We start from the raw sequence: 19,805 nt of genomic DNA, 5'->3' as shown, positions 1-19,805 counted from the left end.
GACAGCTTGCAGAATGAGAAAAAGTGTTAAAAGGAAGTTAAAATGCAACATGGACTGTTGTCATCATTACTCCTGTCTACTTCACTGTTACTTTCCCCGGTCGGTATGAGCTATGCCACCGAGATGTCTCCAATTACAGTAGAGTCTTGGCTTGAGAATGATCAAGTAAAACTGAAAACTGCTGAATTACTCGAATTTGTCGTACGAGACGAAGTTAATTCGCTGCGCTTCGCGCTTGAGCGTCTGACATTTCCCCAACAAGAAGTGGCTCGTTACCAACTCTTGAAGAAGCTCGAACAGCAAAAAATTGTCCTCACCCCCAAGATGTCTATCTTCATTGAGCAGCAACTCGCTATCACGCCAACTTACCAAGTTTTAGAGCGTGGAGATGGTTATGAGTTTACGGTACCTGCCTTTAATTACCCTTCGATTGCCAACCGGCTCATCAAACAGTGGCGCCAAGACCAGAAGACGCTGGTGTTTGTGTTAGATGCAGAGAAACAAGAACTCGACCTAAAAGAGTGGTTATCTGGATCTGAGCATCAAGTTCAAACACGAGAAGCATTGTTAATCAGAGAGCTAGACAGTTTGTCTCCTGAAGCGGTTGATTATCTGACTAAGCAACTCACGGCCTCCTCGATTGTTAGCTGGCTACCTTCTACTGAGGTGGTGGTTCGATTAGCGCAAGTGAGCGAAGACCCAGAGGTCTACAAGATTCTATGGCGAATGAAGGCCGATTATCATAGCCAAGCTGAGCTAGTCCGCCTTGCTGAAACCAAACAAGCGTTCGCACTTGAACAAGTAATGGCTGCGACTAAGAACCCTCGTTTGAAAGATGAAGCGATTACTTTGCTTACCAAGGTTAACCCGCTATCAGAAGAGGTGAAGGAGTTTCTTGTCTCTAGGATGGCGATTGCCGATGAAGCGCCATTAGTCGCCCGTGAATTAGCCAAACAAGGTCATACGCGATGGTTGCAAGATCTTGTAAATGATAACCCTCAGGTGAAGAGCTCTTTGATCGAGCAAGCATTACCGTAAAGTGGATTTTGCCTCTCAATAACCACACTAAAAAGGGGGATCTCAGCGTCACCCTTTTTGATATACTGAGCGCAGAATAATCAGCATGTAGAAGTCCTATGAGTTTTAAAGATTTACGTGATTTTATCGACCATCTTGAAAGTATTGGTCAGTTGAAACGCATTTCTCACCCAGTCGATCCAGACTATGAAATGACCGAGATTAGCGACCGTACTCTACGTGCTGGTGGCCCGGCTCTTTTGTTTGAAAACCCAATAGGCTATGACATACCTGTTTTAACCAATCTATTTGGTACACCTAATCGTGTGGCTATTGGTATGGGTCGTCAGGAAGTGAAAGAACTGCGTGAAGTGGGTAAGTTGTTAGCTTATCTAAAGGAACCTGAGCCACCAAAAGGCTTTAAAGATGCTCTTGATAAACTGCCGGTGTTTAAGCAAGTCTTAAATATGCCAGCTAAACGTCTTCGTAAAGCGGCATGCCAACAAGTGATATGGCAGGGTGATGACGTCGACCTAGATAAAATCCCCGTGATGAGCTGTTGGGCCGACGATGTCGCGCCATTGCTAACATGGGGATTAACGGTTACTCGCGGTCCTAATAAGAAACGCCAAAACTTAGGCATCTATCGCCAGCAAAAAATCGGCAAGAATAAAGTTATTATGCGTTGGTTAGCCCACCGTGGCGGAGCGCTTGATCTGCGTGATTGGATGGAAACTAACCCAGGTAAACCATTCCCAGTTTCTGTAGCGTTTGGAGCAGACCCTGCCACTATTCTTGGTGCGGTTACGCCAGTGCCGGATACTTTATCGGAATACGCGTTTGCAGGCTTACTACGCGGTAGTAAAACTGAGGTTGTTAAATCAATCAGCAATGATTTAGACGTTCCTGCAAGTGCGGAAATCGTGATGGAAGGTTACATCGACCCGAATGAGTTCGCGGACGAAGGGCCTTACGGAGATCATACTGGTTACTACAACGAGAAAGAAAAGCACCATGTGTTCACTGTTACTCATGTAACCATGCGCGAAAACCCTATCTATCACAGCACCTATACTGGCCGTCCACCTGATGAGCCTGCGGTATTGGGTGTTGCGTTAAATGAAGTGTTTGTTCCTATTCTTCAAAAGCAGTTCCCAGAGATTGAAGATTTCTATCTACCGCCTGAAGGTTGTTCATACCGAATGGCAGTAGTAACCATGAAGAAGCAATACCCAGGTCACGCTAAGCGAGTGATGATGGGTGTATGGTCTTTCTTACGCCAATTCATGTACACCAAGTTTGTATTGGTGTGCGATGAAGATGTAAATGCACGAGACTGGTCTCAAGTGACCGCTGCTATGTGTGAACATATGGATCCGTCACGCGATAGCTTGATGATAGAGCACACGCCGATCGATTCATTGGATTTTGCATCACCTGTGGTTGGGTTAGGTTCTAAGATGGGCCTAGACATCACTAAGAAGTGGGATGCCGAGTTAGCACTATCGCCAGATGTCGAATCAGCATCTGTAAATAGTGAACATATAGAGGGCAGCTTAGCTGAGTTAACCAAGACTCAACCTGAAATTATTGATATTCACCTGCAAAACGATAATGCCAACATGGTTGTGGTGTCTATTGATAAGCAAGCTGCAGGTAATGGTAAGAAAATCATGGAAGCGGTTTGGTCTCAATTTGATGAGAACAAGTTTGTTATCGTGTGTGACGGCGATGTCAACGTGAGTGATTGGAATGACATTATTTGGGCGGTGACCACAAGAATGGATCCGGCCAGAGATACGTTGTTCCTACAGAATGAAACAGGACACTCAAAAATGGGTCTAGATGCGACCAATAAGTGGGAAGGCGAATGCCTGCGTGAGTGGGGTGTTCCAATCACAAAAGATCCTGATGTCGTTAAAAAGATTGATAGCATCTGGGAACAGCTAGGAATTTCATGAGCTACCAAGTAGTCTTATACCCAGAAAACATCAGTTTTACCGTAGAAAAAGGGCAAACGGTCTTGGATGCTGCGCTCAACAGCGATATCTATTTCCCAAACCGTTGCCAAGTCGGCGCATGCGCGATGTGTATGTGCAGAAAATTAGAAGGGCAAGTGAGTTACCACCTTGAACCCATGCTCACAGAGAAAGAGCAGCAACAAGGCTGGATTTTTGCTTGCCAAGCATTTGCAGAAAGTAATTTAGTTCTAACCTTTGCCGATTAAGGGTTAGTAAGAGGAAGAACATGACTATTAAATGTAAAGTGAAGTCTATCGAGCCTTTGGCTTGTAATACTTACCAAATCCTACTTCACCCAGAAACACCGGTCGCTTTTAAAGCGGGCCAATATCTGATGGTTGAAATGGGCGAGAAAGATAAGCGTCCATTTTCGATTGCAAGCAGCCCTTGTCGCCATGAAGGCGAGCTTGAGTTACACATTGGCGCAGCTGAGCACAATGCTTACGCTTCAGAAGTCGTTGAGGCAATGAAGAAAGCGCAAGCTGAAGATGGCGATATAGCTATTGATGCTCCGCACGGTGATGCGTGGGTTAAAGAAGAAAGCGATCGTCCTTTGTTGCTAATTGCTGGTGGTACTGGCTTTAGCTACGTGCGCTCTATTCTCGATCACTGCATCGCGCAGAACAGTAAAAAAGAGATTCATCTATACTGGGGTGCAAAAGATGAGTGTCAGCTGTATGCGAAAGAAGAGCTTGCCGACATTGCAGCAAAACACAGCAATGTGCATTTTGTACCAGTAGTAGAAGAAGCACCTGCAGTTTGGCACGGTCAAACGGGTAATGTATTAGAAGCAATCACGCAAAGCTTCGAATCATTAGCTGATTTCGATATCTACATTGCGGGTCGTTTCGAAATGGCAGGCGCTGCAAGAGACTTGTTTACTCAGAATAAAGAAGCAAAGCGTGACCATATGTACGCAGATGCTTACGCATTTATCTAAGAATTCTTTTGGATTTTGAGCGAAAAGAGAGCAGAAATGTTCTCTTTTTTCTGTTTAGGTGAACTATTAGGCAGTTAACTCCTATTTATTCATTTTTTATGAAAAAGTAGTTGCTAAGCTGAGTGGGTTCCCTATAATGCGACACCACTGAGACGGCAGACGCCACAAGGCTTCAGCAACAATCAGTCAGACGGAAAGCGACAAAAAATTAATTTTCAAAAAGTGTTTGACACTGAATGTTAATTCGCTAGAATGGCCGTCCACTTAGAGAGGCTCCTTACTTAAAAGGAACGCTCAACAAGTGAAGCTCTTTAACAATTTAAACCTATCAATCTGTGTGGGCACTCGTTGATGAATATCAAAACGTTATTGGTTCTTTTTCGAAAGAGCGTAATAACAGTTACTTCGGTAACAAACTTGATTTCAATGAACTGAGTGACCAATACAAAATTAAGTTTACTTAATTTTGGCACAGTCAATTCATTACCATTCTGTTGGAATGGTAATAGCTTTAGAATTACATGTTCATGTTTACATGAATATTAGTTTTGAAGTCAGTATTCGTTGAGTCACAAAATCTTAAATTGAAGAGTTTGATCATGGCTCAGATTGAACGCTGGCGGCAGGCCTAACACATGCAAGTCGAGCGGAAACGACAACATTGAATCTTCGGAGGATTTGTTGGGCGTCGAGCGGCGGACGGGTGAGTAATGCCTAGGAAATTGCCTTGATGTGGGGGATAACCATTGGAAACGATGGCTAATACCGCATAATGCCTACGGGCCAAAGAGGGGGACCTTCGGGCCTCTCGCGTCAAGATATGCCTAGGTGGGATTAGCTAGTTGGTGAGGTAATGGCTCACCAAGGCGACGATCCCTAGCTGGTCTGAGAGGATGATCAGCCACACTGGAACTGAGACACGGTCCAGACTCCTACGGGAGGCAGCAGTGGGGAATATTGCACAATGGGCGAAAGCCTGATGCAGCCATGCCGCGTGTATGAAGAAGGCCTTCGGGTTGTAAAGTACTTTCAGTTGTGAGGAAGGGGGTAACGTTAATAGCGTTATCTCTTGACGTTAGCAACAGAAGAAGCACCGGCTAACTCCGTGCCAGCAGCCGCGGTAATACGGAGGGTGCGAGCGTTAATCGGAATTACTGGGCGTAAAGCGCATGCAGGTGGTTCATTAAGTCAGATGTGAAAGCCCGGGGCTCAACCTCGGAACTGCATTTGAAACTGGTGAACTAGAGTGCTGTAGAGGGGGGTAGAATTTCAGGTGTAGCGGTGAAATGCGTAGAGATCTGAAGGAATACCAGTGGCGAAGGCGGCCCCCTGGACAGACACTGACACTCAGATGCGAAAGCGTGGGGAGCAAACAGGATTAGATACCCTGGTAGTCCACGCCGTAAACGATGTCTACTTGGAGGTTGTGGCCTTGAGCCGTGGCTTTCGGAGCTAACGCGTTAAGTAGACCGCCTGGGGAGTACGGTCGCAAGATTAAAACTCAAATGAATTGACGGGGGCCCGCACAAGCGGTGGAGCATGTGGTTTAATTCGATGCAACGCGAAGAACCTTACCTACTCTTGACATCCAGAGAAGCCAGCGGAGACGCAGGTGTGCCTTCGGGAACTCTGAGACAGGTGCTGCATGGCTGTCGTCAGCTCGTGTTGTGAAATGTTGGGTTAAGTCCCGCAACGAGCGCAACCCTTATCCTTGTTTGCCAGCGAGTAATGTCGGGAACTCCAGGGAGACTGCCGGTGATAAACCGGAGGAAGGTGGGGACGACGTCAAGTCATCATGGCCCTTACGAGTAGGGCTACACACGTGCTACAATGGCGCATACAGAGGGCAGCAAGCTAGCGATAGTGAGCGAATCCCAAAAAGTGCGTCGTAGTCCGGATTGGAGTCTGCAACTCGACTCCATGAAGTCGGAATCGCTAGTAATCGTGAATCAGAATGTCACGGTGAATACGTTCCCGGGCCTTGTACACACCGCCCGTCACACCATGGGAGTGGGCTGCAAAAGAAGTGGGTAGTTTAACCTTTCGGGGAGGACGCTCACCACTTTGTGGTTCATGACTGGGGTGAAGTCGTAACAAGGTAGCCCTAGGGGAACCTGGGGCTGGATCACCTCCTTATACGAAGATACTTACGATGAGTGTCCACACAGATTGATGGTTTAGATTTAGTTAAAGCCAGAGCTTTAATTAATAACGTAAGTTATTGATTAAAGCTTTTTGCTTTATGCTCTTTAACAATTTGGAAAGCTGACTGATTGATTACTTACGAGTAATTCAATCAAATTTAAAAGTTCTCAATGTTTATCTTTCATTAGATAAACACAACAAACACATTCAAGTGTCTTGTATTCGAATCAATGTTTACATTGATTCACAATTGAGTCCGGCAAACAGTTATCAGGAATTAACCCTTCTTGATGACAACCAAAAACCTTGGTTAGTTGCCATACTAGTTTGTTTTCACTTTTCAAAAGTGAAAGTAAAACAGAGACCCTTTCGGGTTGTATGGTTAAGTGACTAAGCGTACACGGTGGATGCCTTGGCAGTCAGAGGCGATGAAAGGCGTAATAACTTGCGATAAGCCCAGATTAGGTAGTAATAACCTTTTGAGTCTGGGATTCCTGAATGGGGAAACCCACTTGCATAAGCAAGTATCCTGTTGTGAATACATAGCAACAGGAGGCAAACCGGGGGAACTGAAACATCTAAGTACCCCGAGGAAGAGAAATCAACCGAGATTCCGAAAGTAGCGGCGAGCGAAATTGGATTAGCCCTTAAGCTTTTAATGATGCAGGTGAAGAGTCTGGAAAGTCTCGCAATAAAGGGTGATAGCCCCGTAATCGACACATCATAATCAGTGAAAACGAGTAGGGCGGGACACGTGATATCCTGTCTGAATATGGGGGGACCATCCTCCAAGGCTAAATACTACTGACTGACCGATAGTGAACCAGTACCGTGAGGGAAAGGCGAAAAGAACCCCTGTGAGGGGAGTGAAATAGAACCTGAAACCGTGTACGTACAAGCAGTAGGAGCACCTTCGTGGTGTGACTGCGTACCTTTTGTATAATGGGTCAGCGACTTAATTTTAGTAGCAAGGTTAACCGTTTAGGGGAGCCGTAGGGAAACCGAGTCTTAACTGGGCGTACAGTTGCTAGGATTAGACCCGAAACCAGGTGATCTAGCCATGGGCAGGTTGAAGGTTGAGTAACATCAACTGGAGGACCGAACCGACTAATGTTGAAAAATTAGCGGATGACTTGTGGCTAGGGGTGAAAGGCCAATCAAACCTGGAGATAGCTGGTTCTCCCCGAAAGCTATTTAGGTAGCGCCTCGGACGAATACTACTGGGGGTAGAGCACTGTTAAGGCTAGGGGGTCATCCCGACTTACCAACCCTTTGCAAACTCCGAATACCAGTAAGTACTATCCGGGAGACACACGGCGGGTGCTAACGTCCGTCGTGGAGAGGGAAACAACCCAGACCGCCAGCTAAGGTCCCAAAGTATAGCTAAGTGGGAAACGATGTGGGAAGGCTCAGACAGCCAGGATGTTGGCTTAGAAGCAGCCATCATTTAAAGAAAGCGTAATAGCTCACTGGTCGAGTCGGCCTGCGCGGAAGATGTAACGGGGCTAAGCTATACACCGAAGCTGCGGCTACGTACCTTAGGGTATGTGGGGTAGGGGAGCGTTCTGTAAGCCGTTGAAGGTGGTCTGTAAGGGCTGCTGGAGGTATCAGAAGTGCGAATGCTGACATGAGTAACGATAAAGGGAGTGAAAAACTCCCTCGCCGGAAGACCAAGGGTTCCTGTCCAACGTTAATCGGGGCAGGGTAAGTCGACTCCTAAGGCGAGGCCGAAAGGCGTAGTCGATGGGAAACGGGTTAATATTCCCGTACTTCTTACAATTGCGATGGGGGGACGGAGAAGGCTAGGTGGGCCTGGCGACGGTTGTCCAGGTTCAAGTATGTAGGCGGAAAGTTTAGGTAAATCCGGACTTTCATTAACGCTGAGATACGATGTCGAGCTACTACGGTAGTGAAGTCATTGATGCCATGCTTCCAGGAAAAGCCTCTAAGCTTCAGATTGTAAGGAATCGTACCCCAAACCGACACAGGTGGTCGGGTAGAGAATACCAAGGCGCTTGAGAGAACTCGGGTGAAGGAACTAGGCAAAATGGTACCGTAACTTCGGGAGAAGGTACGCTCTTATCAGTGAAGTCCCTTGCGGATGGAGCAGACGAGAGTCGCAGATACCAGGTGGCTGCAACTGTTTATTAAAAACACAGCACTGTGCAAAATCGTAAGATGACGTATACGGTGTGACGCCTGCCCGGTGCCGGAAGGTTAATTGATGGGGTTAGACTTCGGTCGAAGCTCTTGATCGAAGCCCCGGTAAACGGCGGCCGTAACTATAACGGTCCTAAGGTAGCGAAATTCCTTGTCGGGTAAGTTCCGACCTGCACGAATGGCGTAATGATGGCCACGCTGTCTCCACCCGAGACTCAGTGAAATTGAAATCGCTGTGAAGATGCAGTGTACCCGCGGCTAGACGGAAAGACCCCGTGAACCTTTACTACAGCTTGGCACTGAACATTGAACCTACATGTGTAGGATAGGTGGGAGACTATGAAATTGCGTCGCTAGATGTGATGGAGTCGTCCTTGAAATACCACCCTTGTAGTTTTGATGTTCTAACGTTGGTCCCTGAATCGGGATTACGGACAGTGCCTGGTGGGTAGTTTGACTGGGGCGGTCTCCTCCCAAAGAGTAACGGAGGAGCACGAAGGTGGGCTAAACACGGTTGGACATCGTGTGGTTAGTGCAATGGCATAAGCCCGCTTGACTGCGAGAATGACAATTCGAGCAGGTGCGAAAGCAGGTCATAGTGATCCGGTGGTTCTGAATGGAAGGGCCATCGCTCAACGGATAAAAGGTACTCCGGGGATAACAGGCTGATACCGCCCAAGAGTTCATATCGACGGCGGTGTTTGGCACCTCGATGTCGGCTCATCACATCCTGGGGCTGAAGTCGGTCCCAAGGGTATGGCTGTTCGCCATTTAAAGTGGTACGCGAGCTGGGTTTAGAACGTCGTGAGACAGTTCGGTCCCTATCTGCCGTGGGCGTTGGAAAATTGAAAGGGGCTGCTCCTAGTACGAGAGGACCGGAGTGGACGAACCTCTGGTGTTCGGGTTGTCATGCCAATGGCATTGCCCGGTAGCTAAGTTCGGAATCGATAACCGCTGAAAGCATCTAAGCGGGAAGCGAGCCTTGAGATGAGTTTTCCCTGGCACTATAAGTGTCCTAAAGGGTTGTCGTAGACTACGACGTTGATAGGCAGGATGTGTAAGTGCTGCGAGGCATTGAGCTAACCTGTACTAATTGCCCGTGAGGCTTAACCATACAACACCCAAGGGGTTTTGTGGACTCAGATATACCAAACGCTTGAATGAGTTTGAAGAGATACTTTTAAATCAGTTTTCCAGATTATTTTGCCTTCAGTTTTTAAAAAACTGAAAGTAAAAGCAAAATTTGCTTGGCGACCATAGCATTGTGGACCCACCTGATTCCATGCCGAACTCAGAAGTGAAACACAATAGCGCCGATGGTAGTGTGGGGCTTCCCCATGTGAGAGTAGGACATCGCCAGGCTTTAATTTCGACTTTGTCTATTTAATAGACAAGTCACCATAGAGTTCTAAGTTTTCTTAGAGTTTTATGTTGACTTTCAAAGTGGAAAGCGTATTATACGCGTCCTGCTTACGTGCTAAAGCACTGAAAGCAAAGCTCTTTAACAATTTAAACCTATCAATCTGTGTGGGCACTCGTTGATGAATATCAAAACGTCATTCTTAGGAATGGCAGTTACTTCGGTAACAAACTTGATTTCAATGAACTGAGTGACCAATACAAAATTAAGTTTACTTAATTTTGGCACAGTCAATTCATTACCATTCTGTTGGAATGGTAATAGCTTTAGAATTACATGTTTCTGTTCTTTTTCGAAAGAGCGGTAAATATTAGTTTTGAAGTCAGTATTCGTTGAGTCACAAAATCTTAAATTGAAGAGTTTGATCATGGCTCAGATTGAACGCTGGCGGCAGGCCTAACACATGCAAGTCGAGCGGAAACGACACTAACAATCCTTCGGGTGCGTTAATGGGCGTCGAGCGGCGGACGGGTGAGTAATGCCTAGGAAATTGCCTTGATGTGGGGGATAACCATTGGAAACGATGGCTAATACCGCATAATGCCTACGGGCCAAAGAGGGGGACCTTCGGGCCTCTCGCGTCAAGATATGCCTAGGTGGGATTAGCTAGTTGGTGAGGTAATGGCTCACCAAGGCGACGATCCCTAGCTGGTCTGAGAGGATGATCAGCCACACTGGAACTGAGACACGGTCCAGACTCCTACGGGAGGCAGCAGTGGGGAATATTGCACAATGGGCGAAAGCCTGATGCAGCCATGCCGCGTGTATGAAGAAGGCCTTCGGGTTGTAAAGTACTTTCAGTTGTGAGGAAGGGGGTAACGTTAATAGCGTTATCTCTTGACGTTAGCAACAGAAGAAGCACCGGCTAACTCCGTGCCAGCAGCCGCGGTAATACGGAGGGTGCGAGCGTTAATCGGAATTACTGGGCGTAAAGCGCATGCAGGTGGTTCATTAAGTCAGATGTGAAAGCCCGGGGCTCAACCTCGGAACTGCATTTGAAACTGGTGAACTAGAGTGCTGTAGAGGGGGGTAGAATTTCAGGTGTAGCGGTGAAATGCGTAGAGATCTGAAGGAATACCAGTGGCGAAGGCGGCCCCCTGGACAGACACTGACACTCAGATGCGAAAGCGTGGGGAGCAAACAGGATTAGATACCCTGGTAGTCCACGCCGTAAACGATGTCTACTTGGAGGTTGTGGCCTTGAGCCGTGGCTTTCGGAGCTAACGCGTTAAGTAGACCGCCTGGGGAGTACGGTCGCAAGATTAAAACTCAAATGAATTGACGGGGGCCCGCACAAGCGGTGGAGCATGTGGTTTAATTCGATGCAACGCGAAGAACCTTACCTACTCTTGACATCCAGAGAAGCCAGCGGAGACGCAGGTGTGCCTTCGGGAACTCTGAGACAGGTGCTGCATGGCTGTCGTCAGCTCGTGTTGTGAAATGTTGGGTTAAGTCCCGCAACGAGCGCAACCCTTATCCTTGTTTGCCAGCGAGTAATGTCGGGAACTCCAGGGAGACTGCCGGTGATAAACCGGAGGAAGGTGGGGACGACGTCAAGTCATCATGGCCCTTACGAGTAGGGCTACACACGTGCTACAATGGCGCATACAGAGGGCAGCAAGCTAGCGATAGTGAGCGAATCCCAAAAAGTGCGTCGTAGTCCGGATTGGAGTCTGCAACTCGACTCCATGAAGTCGGAATCGCTAGTAATCGTGAATCAGAATGTCACGGTGAATACGTTCCCGGGCCTTGTACACACCGCCCGTCACACCATGGGAGTGGGCTGCAAAAGAAGTGGGTAGTTTAACCTTTCGGGGAGGACGCTCACCACTTTGTGGTTCATGACTGGGGTGAAGTCGTAACAAGGTAGCCCTAGGGGAACCTGGGGCTGGATCACCTCCTTATACGAAGATACTTACGATGAGTGTCCACACAGATTGATTAGGTTTAGAAAGTAAAAGAGACGATATTGGGTCTGTAGCTCAGCTGGTTAGAGCGCTCGCCTGATAAGCGGGAGGTCGGTGGTTCGAGTCCACTCAGACCCACCAATATCGACTGGATACAAAGATGGGGCTATAGCTCAGCTGGGAGAGCGCCTGCCTTGCACGCAGGAGGTCTGCGGTTCGATCCCGCATAGCTCCACCATCTTTAAGTGTTTTTATCTGAAAATATTTAAAAATGGTTTCGAAAGAAATCTAGCTCTTTAACAATTTGGAAAGCTGACTGATTGATTTACTTACGAGTAATTCAATCAAATTTAAAAGTTCTCAATGTTTATCTTTCATTAGATAAACACAACAAACACATTCAAGTGTCTTGTATTCGAATCAAACTTTAGTTTGATTCACAATTGAGTCCGGCAAACAGTTATCAGGAATTAACCCTTCTTGATGACAACCAAAAACCTTGGTTAGTTGCCATACGCTTATTTGTCTTCACTTTTTAAAGTGAAAGCAAATAGAGACCCTTTCGGGTTGTATGGTTAAGTGACTAAGCGTACACGGTGGATGCCTTGGCAGTCAGAGGCGATGAAAGGCGTAATAACTTGCGATAAGCCCAGATTAGGTAGTAATAACCTTTTGAGTCTGGGATTCCTGAATGGGGAAACCCACTTGCATAAGCAAGTATCCTGTTGTGAATACATAGCAACAGGAGGCAAACCGGGGGAACTGAAACATCTAAGTACCCCGAGGAAGAGAAATCAACCGAGATTCCGAAAGTAGCGGCGAGCGAAATTGGATTAGCCCTTAAGCTTTTAATGATGCAGGTGAAGAGTCTGGAAAGTCTCGCAATAAAGGGTGATAGCCCCGTAACCGACACATCATAATCAGTGAAAACGAGTAGGGCGGGACACGTGATATCCTGTCTGAATATGGGGGGACCATCCTCCAAGGCTAAATACTACTGACTGACCGATAGTGAACCAGTACCGTGAGGGAAAGGCGAAAAGAACCCCTGTGAGGGGAGTGAAATAGAACCTGAAACCGTGTACGTACAAGCAGTAGGAGCACCTTCGTGGTGTGACTGCGTACCTTTTGTATAATGGGTCAGCGACTTAATTTTAGTAGCAAGGTTAACCGTTTAGGGGAGCCGTAGGGAAACCGAGTCTTAACTGGGCGTACAGTTGCTAGGATTAGACCCGAAACCAGGTGATCTAGCCATGGGCAGGTTGAAGGTTGAGTAACATCAACTGGAGGACCGAACCGACTAATGTTGAAAAATTAGCGGATGACTTGTGGCTAGGGGTGAAAGGCCAATCAAACCTGGAGATAGCTGGTTCTCCCCGAAAGCTATTTAGGTAGCGCCTCGGACGAATACTACTGGGGGTAGAGCACTGTTAAGGCTAGGGGGTCATCCCGACTTACCAACCCTTTGCAAACTCCGAATACCAGTAAGTACTATCCGGGAGACACACGGCGGGTGCTAACGTCCGTCGTGGAGAGGGAAACAACCCAGACCGCCAGCTAAGGTCCCAAAGTATAGCTAAGTGGGAAACGATGTGGGAAGGCTCAGACAGCCAGGATGTTGGCTTAGAAGCAGCCATCATTTAAAGAAAGCGTAATAGCTCACTGGTCGAGTCGGCCTGCGCGGAAGATGTAACGGGGCTAAGCTATACACCGAAGCTGCGGCTACGTACCTTAGGGTATGTGGGGTAGGGGAGCGTTCTGTAAGCCGTTGAAGGTGGTCTGTAAGGGCTGCTGGAGGTATCAGAAGTGCGAATGCTGACATGAGTAACGATAAAGGGAGTGAAAAACTCCCTCGCCGGAAGACCAAGGGTTCCTGTCCAACGTTAATCGGGGCAGGGTAAGTCGACTCCTAAGGCGAGGCCGAAAGGCGTAGTCGATGGGAAACGGGTTAATATTCCCGTACTTCTTACAATTGCGATGGGGGGACGGAGAAGGCTAGGTGGGCCTGGCGACGGTTGTCCAGGTTCAAGTATGTAGGCGGAAAGTTTAGGTAAATCCGGACTTTCATTAACGCTGAGATACGATGTCGAGCTACTACGGTAGTGAAGTCATTGATGCCATGCTTCCAGGAAAAGCCTCTAAGCTTCAGATTGTAAGGAATCGTACCCCAAACCGACACAGGTGGTCGGGTAGAGAATACCAAGGCGCTTGAGAGAACTCGGGTGAAGGAACTAGGCAAAATGGTACCGTAACTTCGGGAGAAGGTACGCTCTTATCAGTGAAGTCCCTTGCGGATGGAGCAGACGAGAGTCGCAGATACCAGGTGGCTGCAACTGTTTATTAAAAACACAGCACTGTGCAAAATCGTAAGATGACGTATACGGTGTGACGCCTGCCCGGTGCCGGAAGGTTAATTGATGGGGTTAGACTTCGGTCGAAGCTCTTGATCGAAGCCCCGGTAAACGGCGGCCGTAACTATAACGGTCCTAAGGTAGCGAAATTCCTTGTCGGGTAAGTTCCGACCTGCACGAATGGCGTAATGATGGCCACGCTGTCTCCACCCGAGACTCAGTGAAATTGAAATCGCTGTGAAGATGCAGTGTACCCGCGGCTAGACGGAAAGACCCCGTGAACCTTTACTACAGCTTGGCACTGAACATTGAACCTACATGTGTAGGATAGGTGGGAGACTATGAAATTGCGTCGCTAGATGTGATGGAGTCGTCCTTGAAATACCACCCTTGTAGTTTTGATGTTCTAACGTTGGTCCCTGAATCGGGATTACGGACAGTGCCTGGTGGGTAGTTTGACTGGGGCGGTCTCCTCCCAAAGAGTAACGGAGGAGCACGAAGGTGGGCTAAACACGGTTGGACATCGTGTGGTTAGTGCAATGGCATAAGCCCGCTTGACTGCGAGAATGACAATTCGAGCAGGTGCGAAAGCAGGTCATAGTGATCCGGTGGTTCTGAATGGAAGGGCCATCGCTCAACGGATAAAAGGTACTCCGGGGATAACAGGCTGATACCGCCCAAGAGTTCATATCGACGGCGGTGTTTGGCACCTCGATGTCGGCTCATCACATCCTGGGGCTGAAGTCGGTCCCAAGGGTATGGCTGTTCGCCATTTAAAGTGGTACGCGAGCTGGGTTTAGAACGTCGTGAGACAGTTCGGTCCCTATCTGCCGTGGGCGTTGGAAAATTGAAAGGGGCTGCTCCTAGTACGAGAGGACCGGAGTGGACGAACCTCTGGTGTTCGGGTTGTCATGCCAATGGCATTGCCCGGTAGCTAAGTTCGGAATCGATAACCGCTGAAAGCATCTAAGCGGGAAGCGAGCCTTGAGATGAGTTTTCCCTGGCACTATAAGTGTCCTAAAGGGTTGTCGTAGACTACGACGTTGATAGGCAGGGTGTGTAAGTGCTGCGAGGCATTGAGCTAACCTGTACTAATTGCCCGTGAGGCTTAACCATACAACACCCAAGGGGTTTTGTGGACTCAATAGAAATACCAAACGCTTGAATGAGTTTGAAGAGAAATACTTTTAGATAAGCTTTCCGAATTTTAAAATTTGCTTGGCGACCATAGCATTGTGGACCCACCTGATTCCATGCCGAACTCAGAAGTGAAACACAATAGCGCCGATGGTAGTGTGGGGTTTCCCCATGTGAGAGTAGGACATCGCCAGGCTTTAAATTAAATCTTTAGGTTGACCGACCTGGAGATATGGACGCTCACTTAGTGAGTTGACCACTGCGGAGTGGTAGTTCAGTTGGTTAGAATACCGGCCTGTCACGCCGGGGGTCGCGGGTTCGAGTCCCGTCCACTCCGCCACTTATTAGAGAAGCCCTGCTAGAAATAGCAGGGCTTTTTTACATTTGGAGAAAAATGTTTTGCTGTTAGGTTGTATGAGTGCTGTAAAGCTATCTCGCCCCTGCACTTCACGCTATATCGGCACATATTAGAAAGCCTAGTCTGACGACTAGGCTTTCGTTGTTTCCAGCATATGAATCTTATTATTCAACTTCGAGTTTTGTAGAAGCGTTGTCCGTTGATCTCGAGCTCTGATATTCCAACACTTATTATAAAAGTCCTGCTCTTTCTAGAAGCGCTTGATTACGTTATACCAATTCCATTAAATTCATGATCTAATATAGACTCTGAAAGGAGCCTATATGAACTCAGATTTATCAAAGCTTATCGGCGCAACCTCCAACGCGAGGTTGAGGCTAAGATTACTCGCGGTCTCTCACTTTATCGATGGTAAAAATCGAACTGAAATCGCGTCATTTCTTAAAGTCAGTCGTCTCAGTGTGAATAAATGGATCAAGGCCTATCTTGATTTTGGTGTTGAAGGGTTAGTAGAAAAACCTCATACAGGAAGACCTTCCAGACTCACTATTGAGCAAAAAAAACATCTTAAAGAATACGTCACTTCAAATGCAATAAAACCTGAGGGTGGGCGCTTACAAGGGAGTGACATCACACAATTCATCCTTGATGAATTTGATATATCTTACCAACCATCCGGTGTATACCGCTTACTGCATGAACTTAATTTGAGTTGGATAACGACACGTTCAAAGCACCCAAAACAATCAGAAGAAGCTCAAGAATCTTTTAAAAAAATTCCCAATAGAAACGATCCTTAAGATCCCTGGGCATATCCACTTAAAAGAAGTGCTTGTTTGGTTTCAAGATGAAGCTAGATTTGGTCAACGCAATACCACAACCAAGATTTGGGCAGAAAAAGGAACTCGACCTAGAGCCGTTCAACAGCAACAATTTGAGTACGCTTATTTGTTTGGAGCCGTTTGTATCAATACAGGCGAAGCTGAAGCTATTGTTTCACCGTTAAGCAACATGGAAGCAATGACGAAGCATCTTGAATTAATCTCAACGGCGACCCCTAGAGGTAAACATTCCGTGGTTATTATGGATCAAGCGAGCTGGCATCAAACACATTTAGCCAATCATTTTAAGAACATCACGATAATCCATATCCCGCCATATTCACCAGAATTAAACCCGATAGAACAAGTTTGGCAATGGCTTCGACAATACAAGTTAGCGAATAGGTGTTTTGAAAACTATAACGATATAGTGAACTCAGTATGCAATGCTTGGAACAGTTTTTGTGAAGATAAACGCAGAGTCCAATCCCTCTGCTTTAGAGATTGGACTCGATTGGTAAGTTAATTAATGGAATTGGTATTAGTTGATATTTGTGGCTATCGATTCAATGGTTAACCTTTAGAGAATGTCTTAGTGAGGTTTACTTCTTACTAATTTGAACTGGTTGATAAAGATGTCTCGTCTTTAGTCACAAGGTTTTGCTGGTTCGGCAACTCTTGCTATATCTCTACTGCTTAATAGATGAACCTATTAAGCAGTTACGTGAAGCCCCGGCTTTAGCGTTTTATAGTTGTAATATTGATGGCCATTTAATTGCTAATTCAGCGTGATTTAACGTGGCTTTTGGTCTGTTGGTGAATATCTTTAAATGTCTTCTCTCAAAGTGAGCTCCTTTTACTCTTCAGCTTAGAGGCGTCACTTTTCTTTATGATTCCTCTCGAGCCTCTTCTTAGGGCTTGTTTATAAAAATCGCAAACTACATACAGACACAATTAAAGTAGTTCTCCGTGTGTTTGAGAGGCTTCATTGCGTAATTTAATAGTTAGTTTGGTGGCGTGGCGTTGGACGCGTAGGGTTCGATGAGATGTGTTGTAGAGGCAAATAACAGATACAAAAAAGCCGATGCTAGACATCGGCTTAGTTTGAGTCGTTTTGAATTACGCTGGCTGAACGAGAGCGAGTGCCTTACGAGAAACTTCATGGGCTGCTTTCGTTAGGTTCTGCTTCTCTAGTGCATCAGATAGGTATCCGTAATCTGAAACATTAGAGCGAAGTGCTAGTGCTTTTTCAAAGTGACTTTGCGCTTCTGCCCACTTCTGTTCTCTTAGGTAGAACTGAGCCAATGCACTGTGTGCTTCGGCATTGCCACCATCTTTACTGATGGCGCGCTCTAGCATTACAACGACTGGGTGGTGATCGGCAAGGTTAAGCTCTGGAAGTAACATGTAGAGCTCATTTGAACCACTCTTCGCAATGTTCTCTTTGATCACAGTGAAGGCTTCTGAGTCAGCTTTACGAGCGATCAGTTGCTTCACAAAGCAGGAAACAAGGTGAGAGCTTTGTTTCTGCTTTCTTGAAAGCTTGTTCCAATGGCTGATTAAACCTTCGCTACCTTGCTGCTGTGCCACATCGTGAAGCAAGCCGCATTGTGCTTTTTGTTCTAACTCAACTTGCTCATCAGCCGTAAGAAGCTTGTTTTTAGCTAGCTTAGGCGTTAACTCTAGTAATGGTTGCCAGAGTTTAAGCTGCATGTAGGTGGCTTTTAATAGGCCAAGTACAGCGGTGTTATTAGGGTACGTACCTTTTAAGGTCGAAAGTGTATCGAATGCGGCTTCGTAGTTCGATTCACTGATCTGTTGTTTTGCTTTAGTTAGCTCAACGGCTAGTAGAGAGTCCTCTTGCTGGCTAGCAAGTTCGATGTATTTATCACGCTCACTCGTATTACCTTGTTCATGGGCAGCTTGAGAAGCGACTAAATAACAAAGCAGAGGCATGTCGTGATGATTAGCCCAACGAGTTACTTTCCTCTCTGCGCCTTTCCAATCACCTTCAAGAAGTTTGATGATGCCTTCATTGGTATAACGACGAGAACGTTTTAGTTTACGAACACTGAACCAGTTCCAAGTCGTTGAGCTTGCGTACATAAGCTTTTTGAATAGGTACTCCAAGCCGAATAGAGCAGCGAGAAGAGCAATGACAAAAATAACCAGTGTTGTCACGCTCATCTCAATGGTCTTATTTGCTATCGAGATCAGGACATAACCTTGCTGACCTGAGAACTGGGTACCGACAACTAATCCGGCACCTAGAACGAGAAAAAGAAAAATCCAGCGAATCATTATTTCTCCTCCGTGGTCATAACGGTCACTTCACGACGTAGGCGCTCACGTATAACATCTGACAACTCATTTTGAGACTCAAGTTTTACAGGGTATTTCACAGAGATATTCTGCTCACTTAACTGTTTAATCGCCTTTTCAAATTCAATCACTGAGTTGTTATCTTGGTTTAGGTACGCTTTCGACCACTCGCTAGCGGTATTAAGTGCTGCACTGTAGACATCACCTTGCTCTTTGTAGACAGCACGAATTGCGGTCTCTAATTTACCCTTGATATTCTCACGTAGGTAGAAGTGTTGCTCAGGAGAGAGTAGAGGGATGACTTCACCATCACGACTACGGAAGGTGATGAAGTTTTCTGAGAAGTCTTTCATCGACGTCATCAGGTTGTTCTGCCAATCATTAATATCTTTTGATACCGCTTTTTTCTCAACAACTGCAGCTTCTGGAAGAATTGCATTGGCAAGCGGTAGCGTATCGACTTGCTGTTGTAGGCTTGTGATGCGTAAAACTAAGCCATCGCGGTCGATAAGAGGGATAGTGCGAAGCTTAGTAATGTCATTGGTCATTGATTGGCGCAGTGATACTAAGCTTGGGTCATTTAGTGCGGCGATACGTTGATCGGCGCTTTCCATTAGTTTGGTTGCGCTAACGGCATCATGCTCAAGGAACAATTTACGACCTGCTAGTTTTACTAGGTAATCGGCTTCAGCAAGCAACCAGTCATTTGGTCGACGGCCTTTAACGTCAGCTACTGCTAACTGCAGGCTTTGAATACTCTTTTGTTGCTGGGATTGTACGACCTGAGTTTTCTCCACTGCGTGAGAAGCTTCTTGGATAGTCTCTTGCTTGATGGTTTGCAGGTCTTTATTTACTGCAGATTGGGTATTTTGCAGTTGTGTTTGAAGAGCAGCGATTTGAGTTGAGTACTCAGCGCTCTTTTGCTGCATTTGAAATGCGATGCCGCCACTGAAAATAATAGAAATAGCGATCGCAATAGCGCCTAGTTTGACACCGCGCTTACCTTGTTTTTCTGCTTTCTCGATTTGCTCTTTATGCTCAGCTTGAGGCTGTTCACTTTGAACCGTATTTGACGCAGAGGCATCAAGTTTTTTTTCAGGCTGTTTTGTCTCTGTAGATTCAGCTTTTTCGTTTTCAACAACTACTGGCTGAGTGTCTTGTTTCTTTTCAGGTTCAATATGCTCATTATTTTTTTTGCTTGTCATG

7 protein-coding genes, 3 tRNA genes and 6 rRNA genes are annotated in these 19,805 nt (G+C 46.5%); 14 read left to right on the top strand and 2 right to left on the bottom strand.

Features of this window, described 5'->3' with window-relative positions:
• The first annotated feature begins 42 nt into the window (after positions 1-42).
• The 14 genes from OCU90_RS16980 (at position 43) to OCU90_RS16915 (ending at position 16,803) form a co-directional block, all read left to right on the top strand.
• A complete protein-coding gene (locus OCU90_RS16980; protein ID WP_004736631.1) occupies positions 43-1,038 on the top strand; it encodes a hypothetical protein in 996 nt (331 codons plus the stop codon).
• Between the two features lie 98 nt (positions 1,039-1,136).
• On the top strand, positions 1,137-2,978 hold the full coding sequence (gene ubiD, locus OCU90_RS16975; RefSeq protein ID WP_061025842.1) for a 4-hydroxy-3-polyprenylbenzoate decarboxylase: 1,842 nt from the start codon (positions 1,137-1,139) through the stop codon (positions 2,976-2,978).
• Positions 2,975-3,244, top strand: a complete 270-nt coding sequence (locus OCU90_RS16970) for a 2Fe-2S iron-sulfur cluster-binding protein (RefSeq protein ID WP_017081534.1) — start codon at positions 2,975-2,977, stop codon at positions 3,242-3,244. Before ubiD ends, OCU90_RS16970 begins: the two co-directional genes overlap by 4 nt.
• 20 nt (positions 3,245-3,264) lie before the next feature.
• A complete protein-coding gene (fre, locus tag OCU90_RS16965) occupies positions 3,265-3,978 on the top strand; it encodes an NAD(P)H-flavin reductase (protein WP_061025840.1) in 714 nt (237 codons plus the stop codon).
• 581 nt (positions 3,979-4,559) lie between these two features.
• Positions 4,560-6,114 (top strand): 16S ribosomal RNA (locus OCU90_RS16960).
• Between the two features lie 389 nt (positions 6,115-6,503).
• Positions 6,504-9,397, top strand: a 23S ribosomal RNA gene (locus OCU90_RS16955).
• A gap of 132 nt (positions 9,398-9,529) precedes the next feature.
• Positions 9,530-9,645 (top strand): 5S ribosomal RNA (gene rrf / locus OCU90_RS16950).
• A 407-nt stretch (positions 9,646-10,052) separates the two neighbouring features.
• Positions 10,053-11,607: ribosomal RNA gene (locus OCU90_RS16945) — 16S ribosomal RNA — on the top strand.
• Between the two features lie 67 nt (positions 11,608-11,674).
• A tRNA-Ile gene (locus tag OCU90_RS16940) sits at positions 11,675-11,751 on the top strand.
• 21 nt (positions 11,752-11,772) lie between these two features.
• Positions 11,773-11,848, top strand: a tRNA-Ala gene (locus tag OCU90_RS16935).
• Between the two features lie 335 nt (positions 11,849-12,183).
• Positions 12,184-15,077, top strand: a 23S ribosomal RNA gene (locus OCU90_RS16930).
• Between the two features lie 101 nt (positions 15,078-15,178).
• A 5S ribosomal RNA gene (gene rrf, locus OCU90_RS16925) occupies positions 15,179-15,294 on the top strand.
• The 16S, 23S and 5S rRNA genes sit together here with 3 tRNA genes alongside, the layout of an rRNA operon.
• A gap of 67 nt (positions 15,295-15,361) precedes the next feature.
• Positions 15,362-15,438: transfer RNA gene (locus OCU90_RS16920), tRNA-Asp, on the top strand.
• Positions 15,439-15,779: 341 nt separating this feature from the next.
• Positions 15,780-16,803, top strand: a protein-coding gene (locus tag OCU90_RS16915) for an IS630 family transposase (RefSeq protein WP_099426184.1) whose coding sequence is annotated in 2 segments (ribosomal slippage) — positions 15,780-16,226 and positions 16,228-16,803 — 1,023 coding nt in all. Because the reading frame shifts where the segments join, the coding sequence is not laid out codon by codon here.
• Positions 16,804-17,396: 593 nt separating this feature from the next.
• Here OCU90_RS16915 and OCU90_RS16910 read toward each other — a convergent pair.
• Both OCU90_RS16910 and OCU90_RS16905 read right to left on the bottom strand, forming a co-directional pair.
• Positions 17,397-18,578 carry a heme biosynthesis protein HemY gene (locus OCU90_RS16910; protein WP_061025686.1) on the bottom strand — a complete coding sequence of 394 codons (1,182 nt, stop codon included), beginning with the start codon at positions 18,576-18,578 and terminating at the stop codon, positions 17,397-17,399.
• A complete protein-coding gene (locus tag OCU90_RS16905; RefSeq protein WP_017091151.1) occupies positions 18,578-19,804 on the bottom strand; it encodes a uroporphyrinogen-III C-methyltransferase in 1,227 nt (408 codons plus the stop codon). Before OCU90_RS16905 ends, OCU90_RS16910 begins: the two co-directional genes overlap by 1 nt.
• Position 19,805 lies beyond the last annotated feature (1 nt).

Origin of the sequence: Vibrio splendidus (assembly GCF_024347615.1) — a bacterium.
GTDB classification, from domain to species: Bacteria; Pseudomonadota; Gammaproteobacteria; order Enterobacterales; family Vibrionaceae; genus Vibrio; species Vibrio splendidus.
Note: the sequence above shows the minus strand (reverse complement) of the source record. Positions and strands in the feature narration are given on the sequence as shown.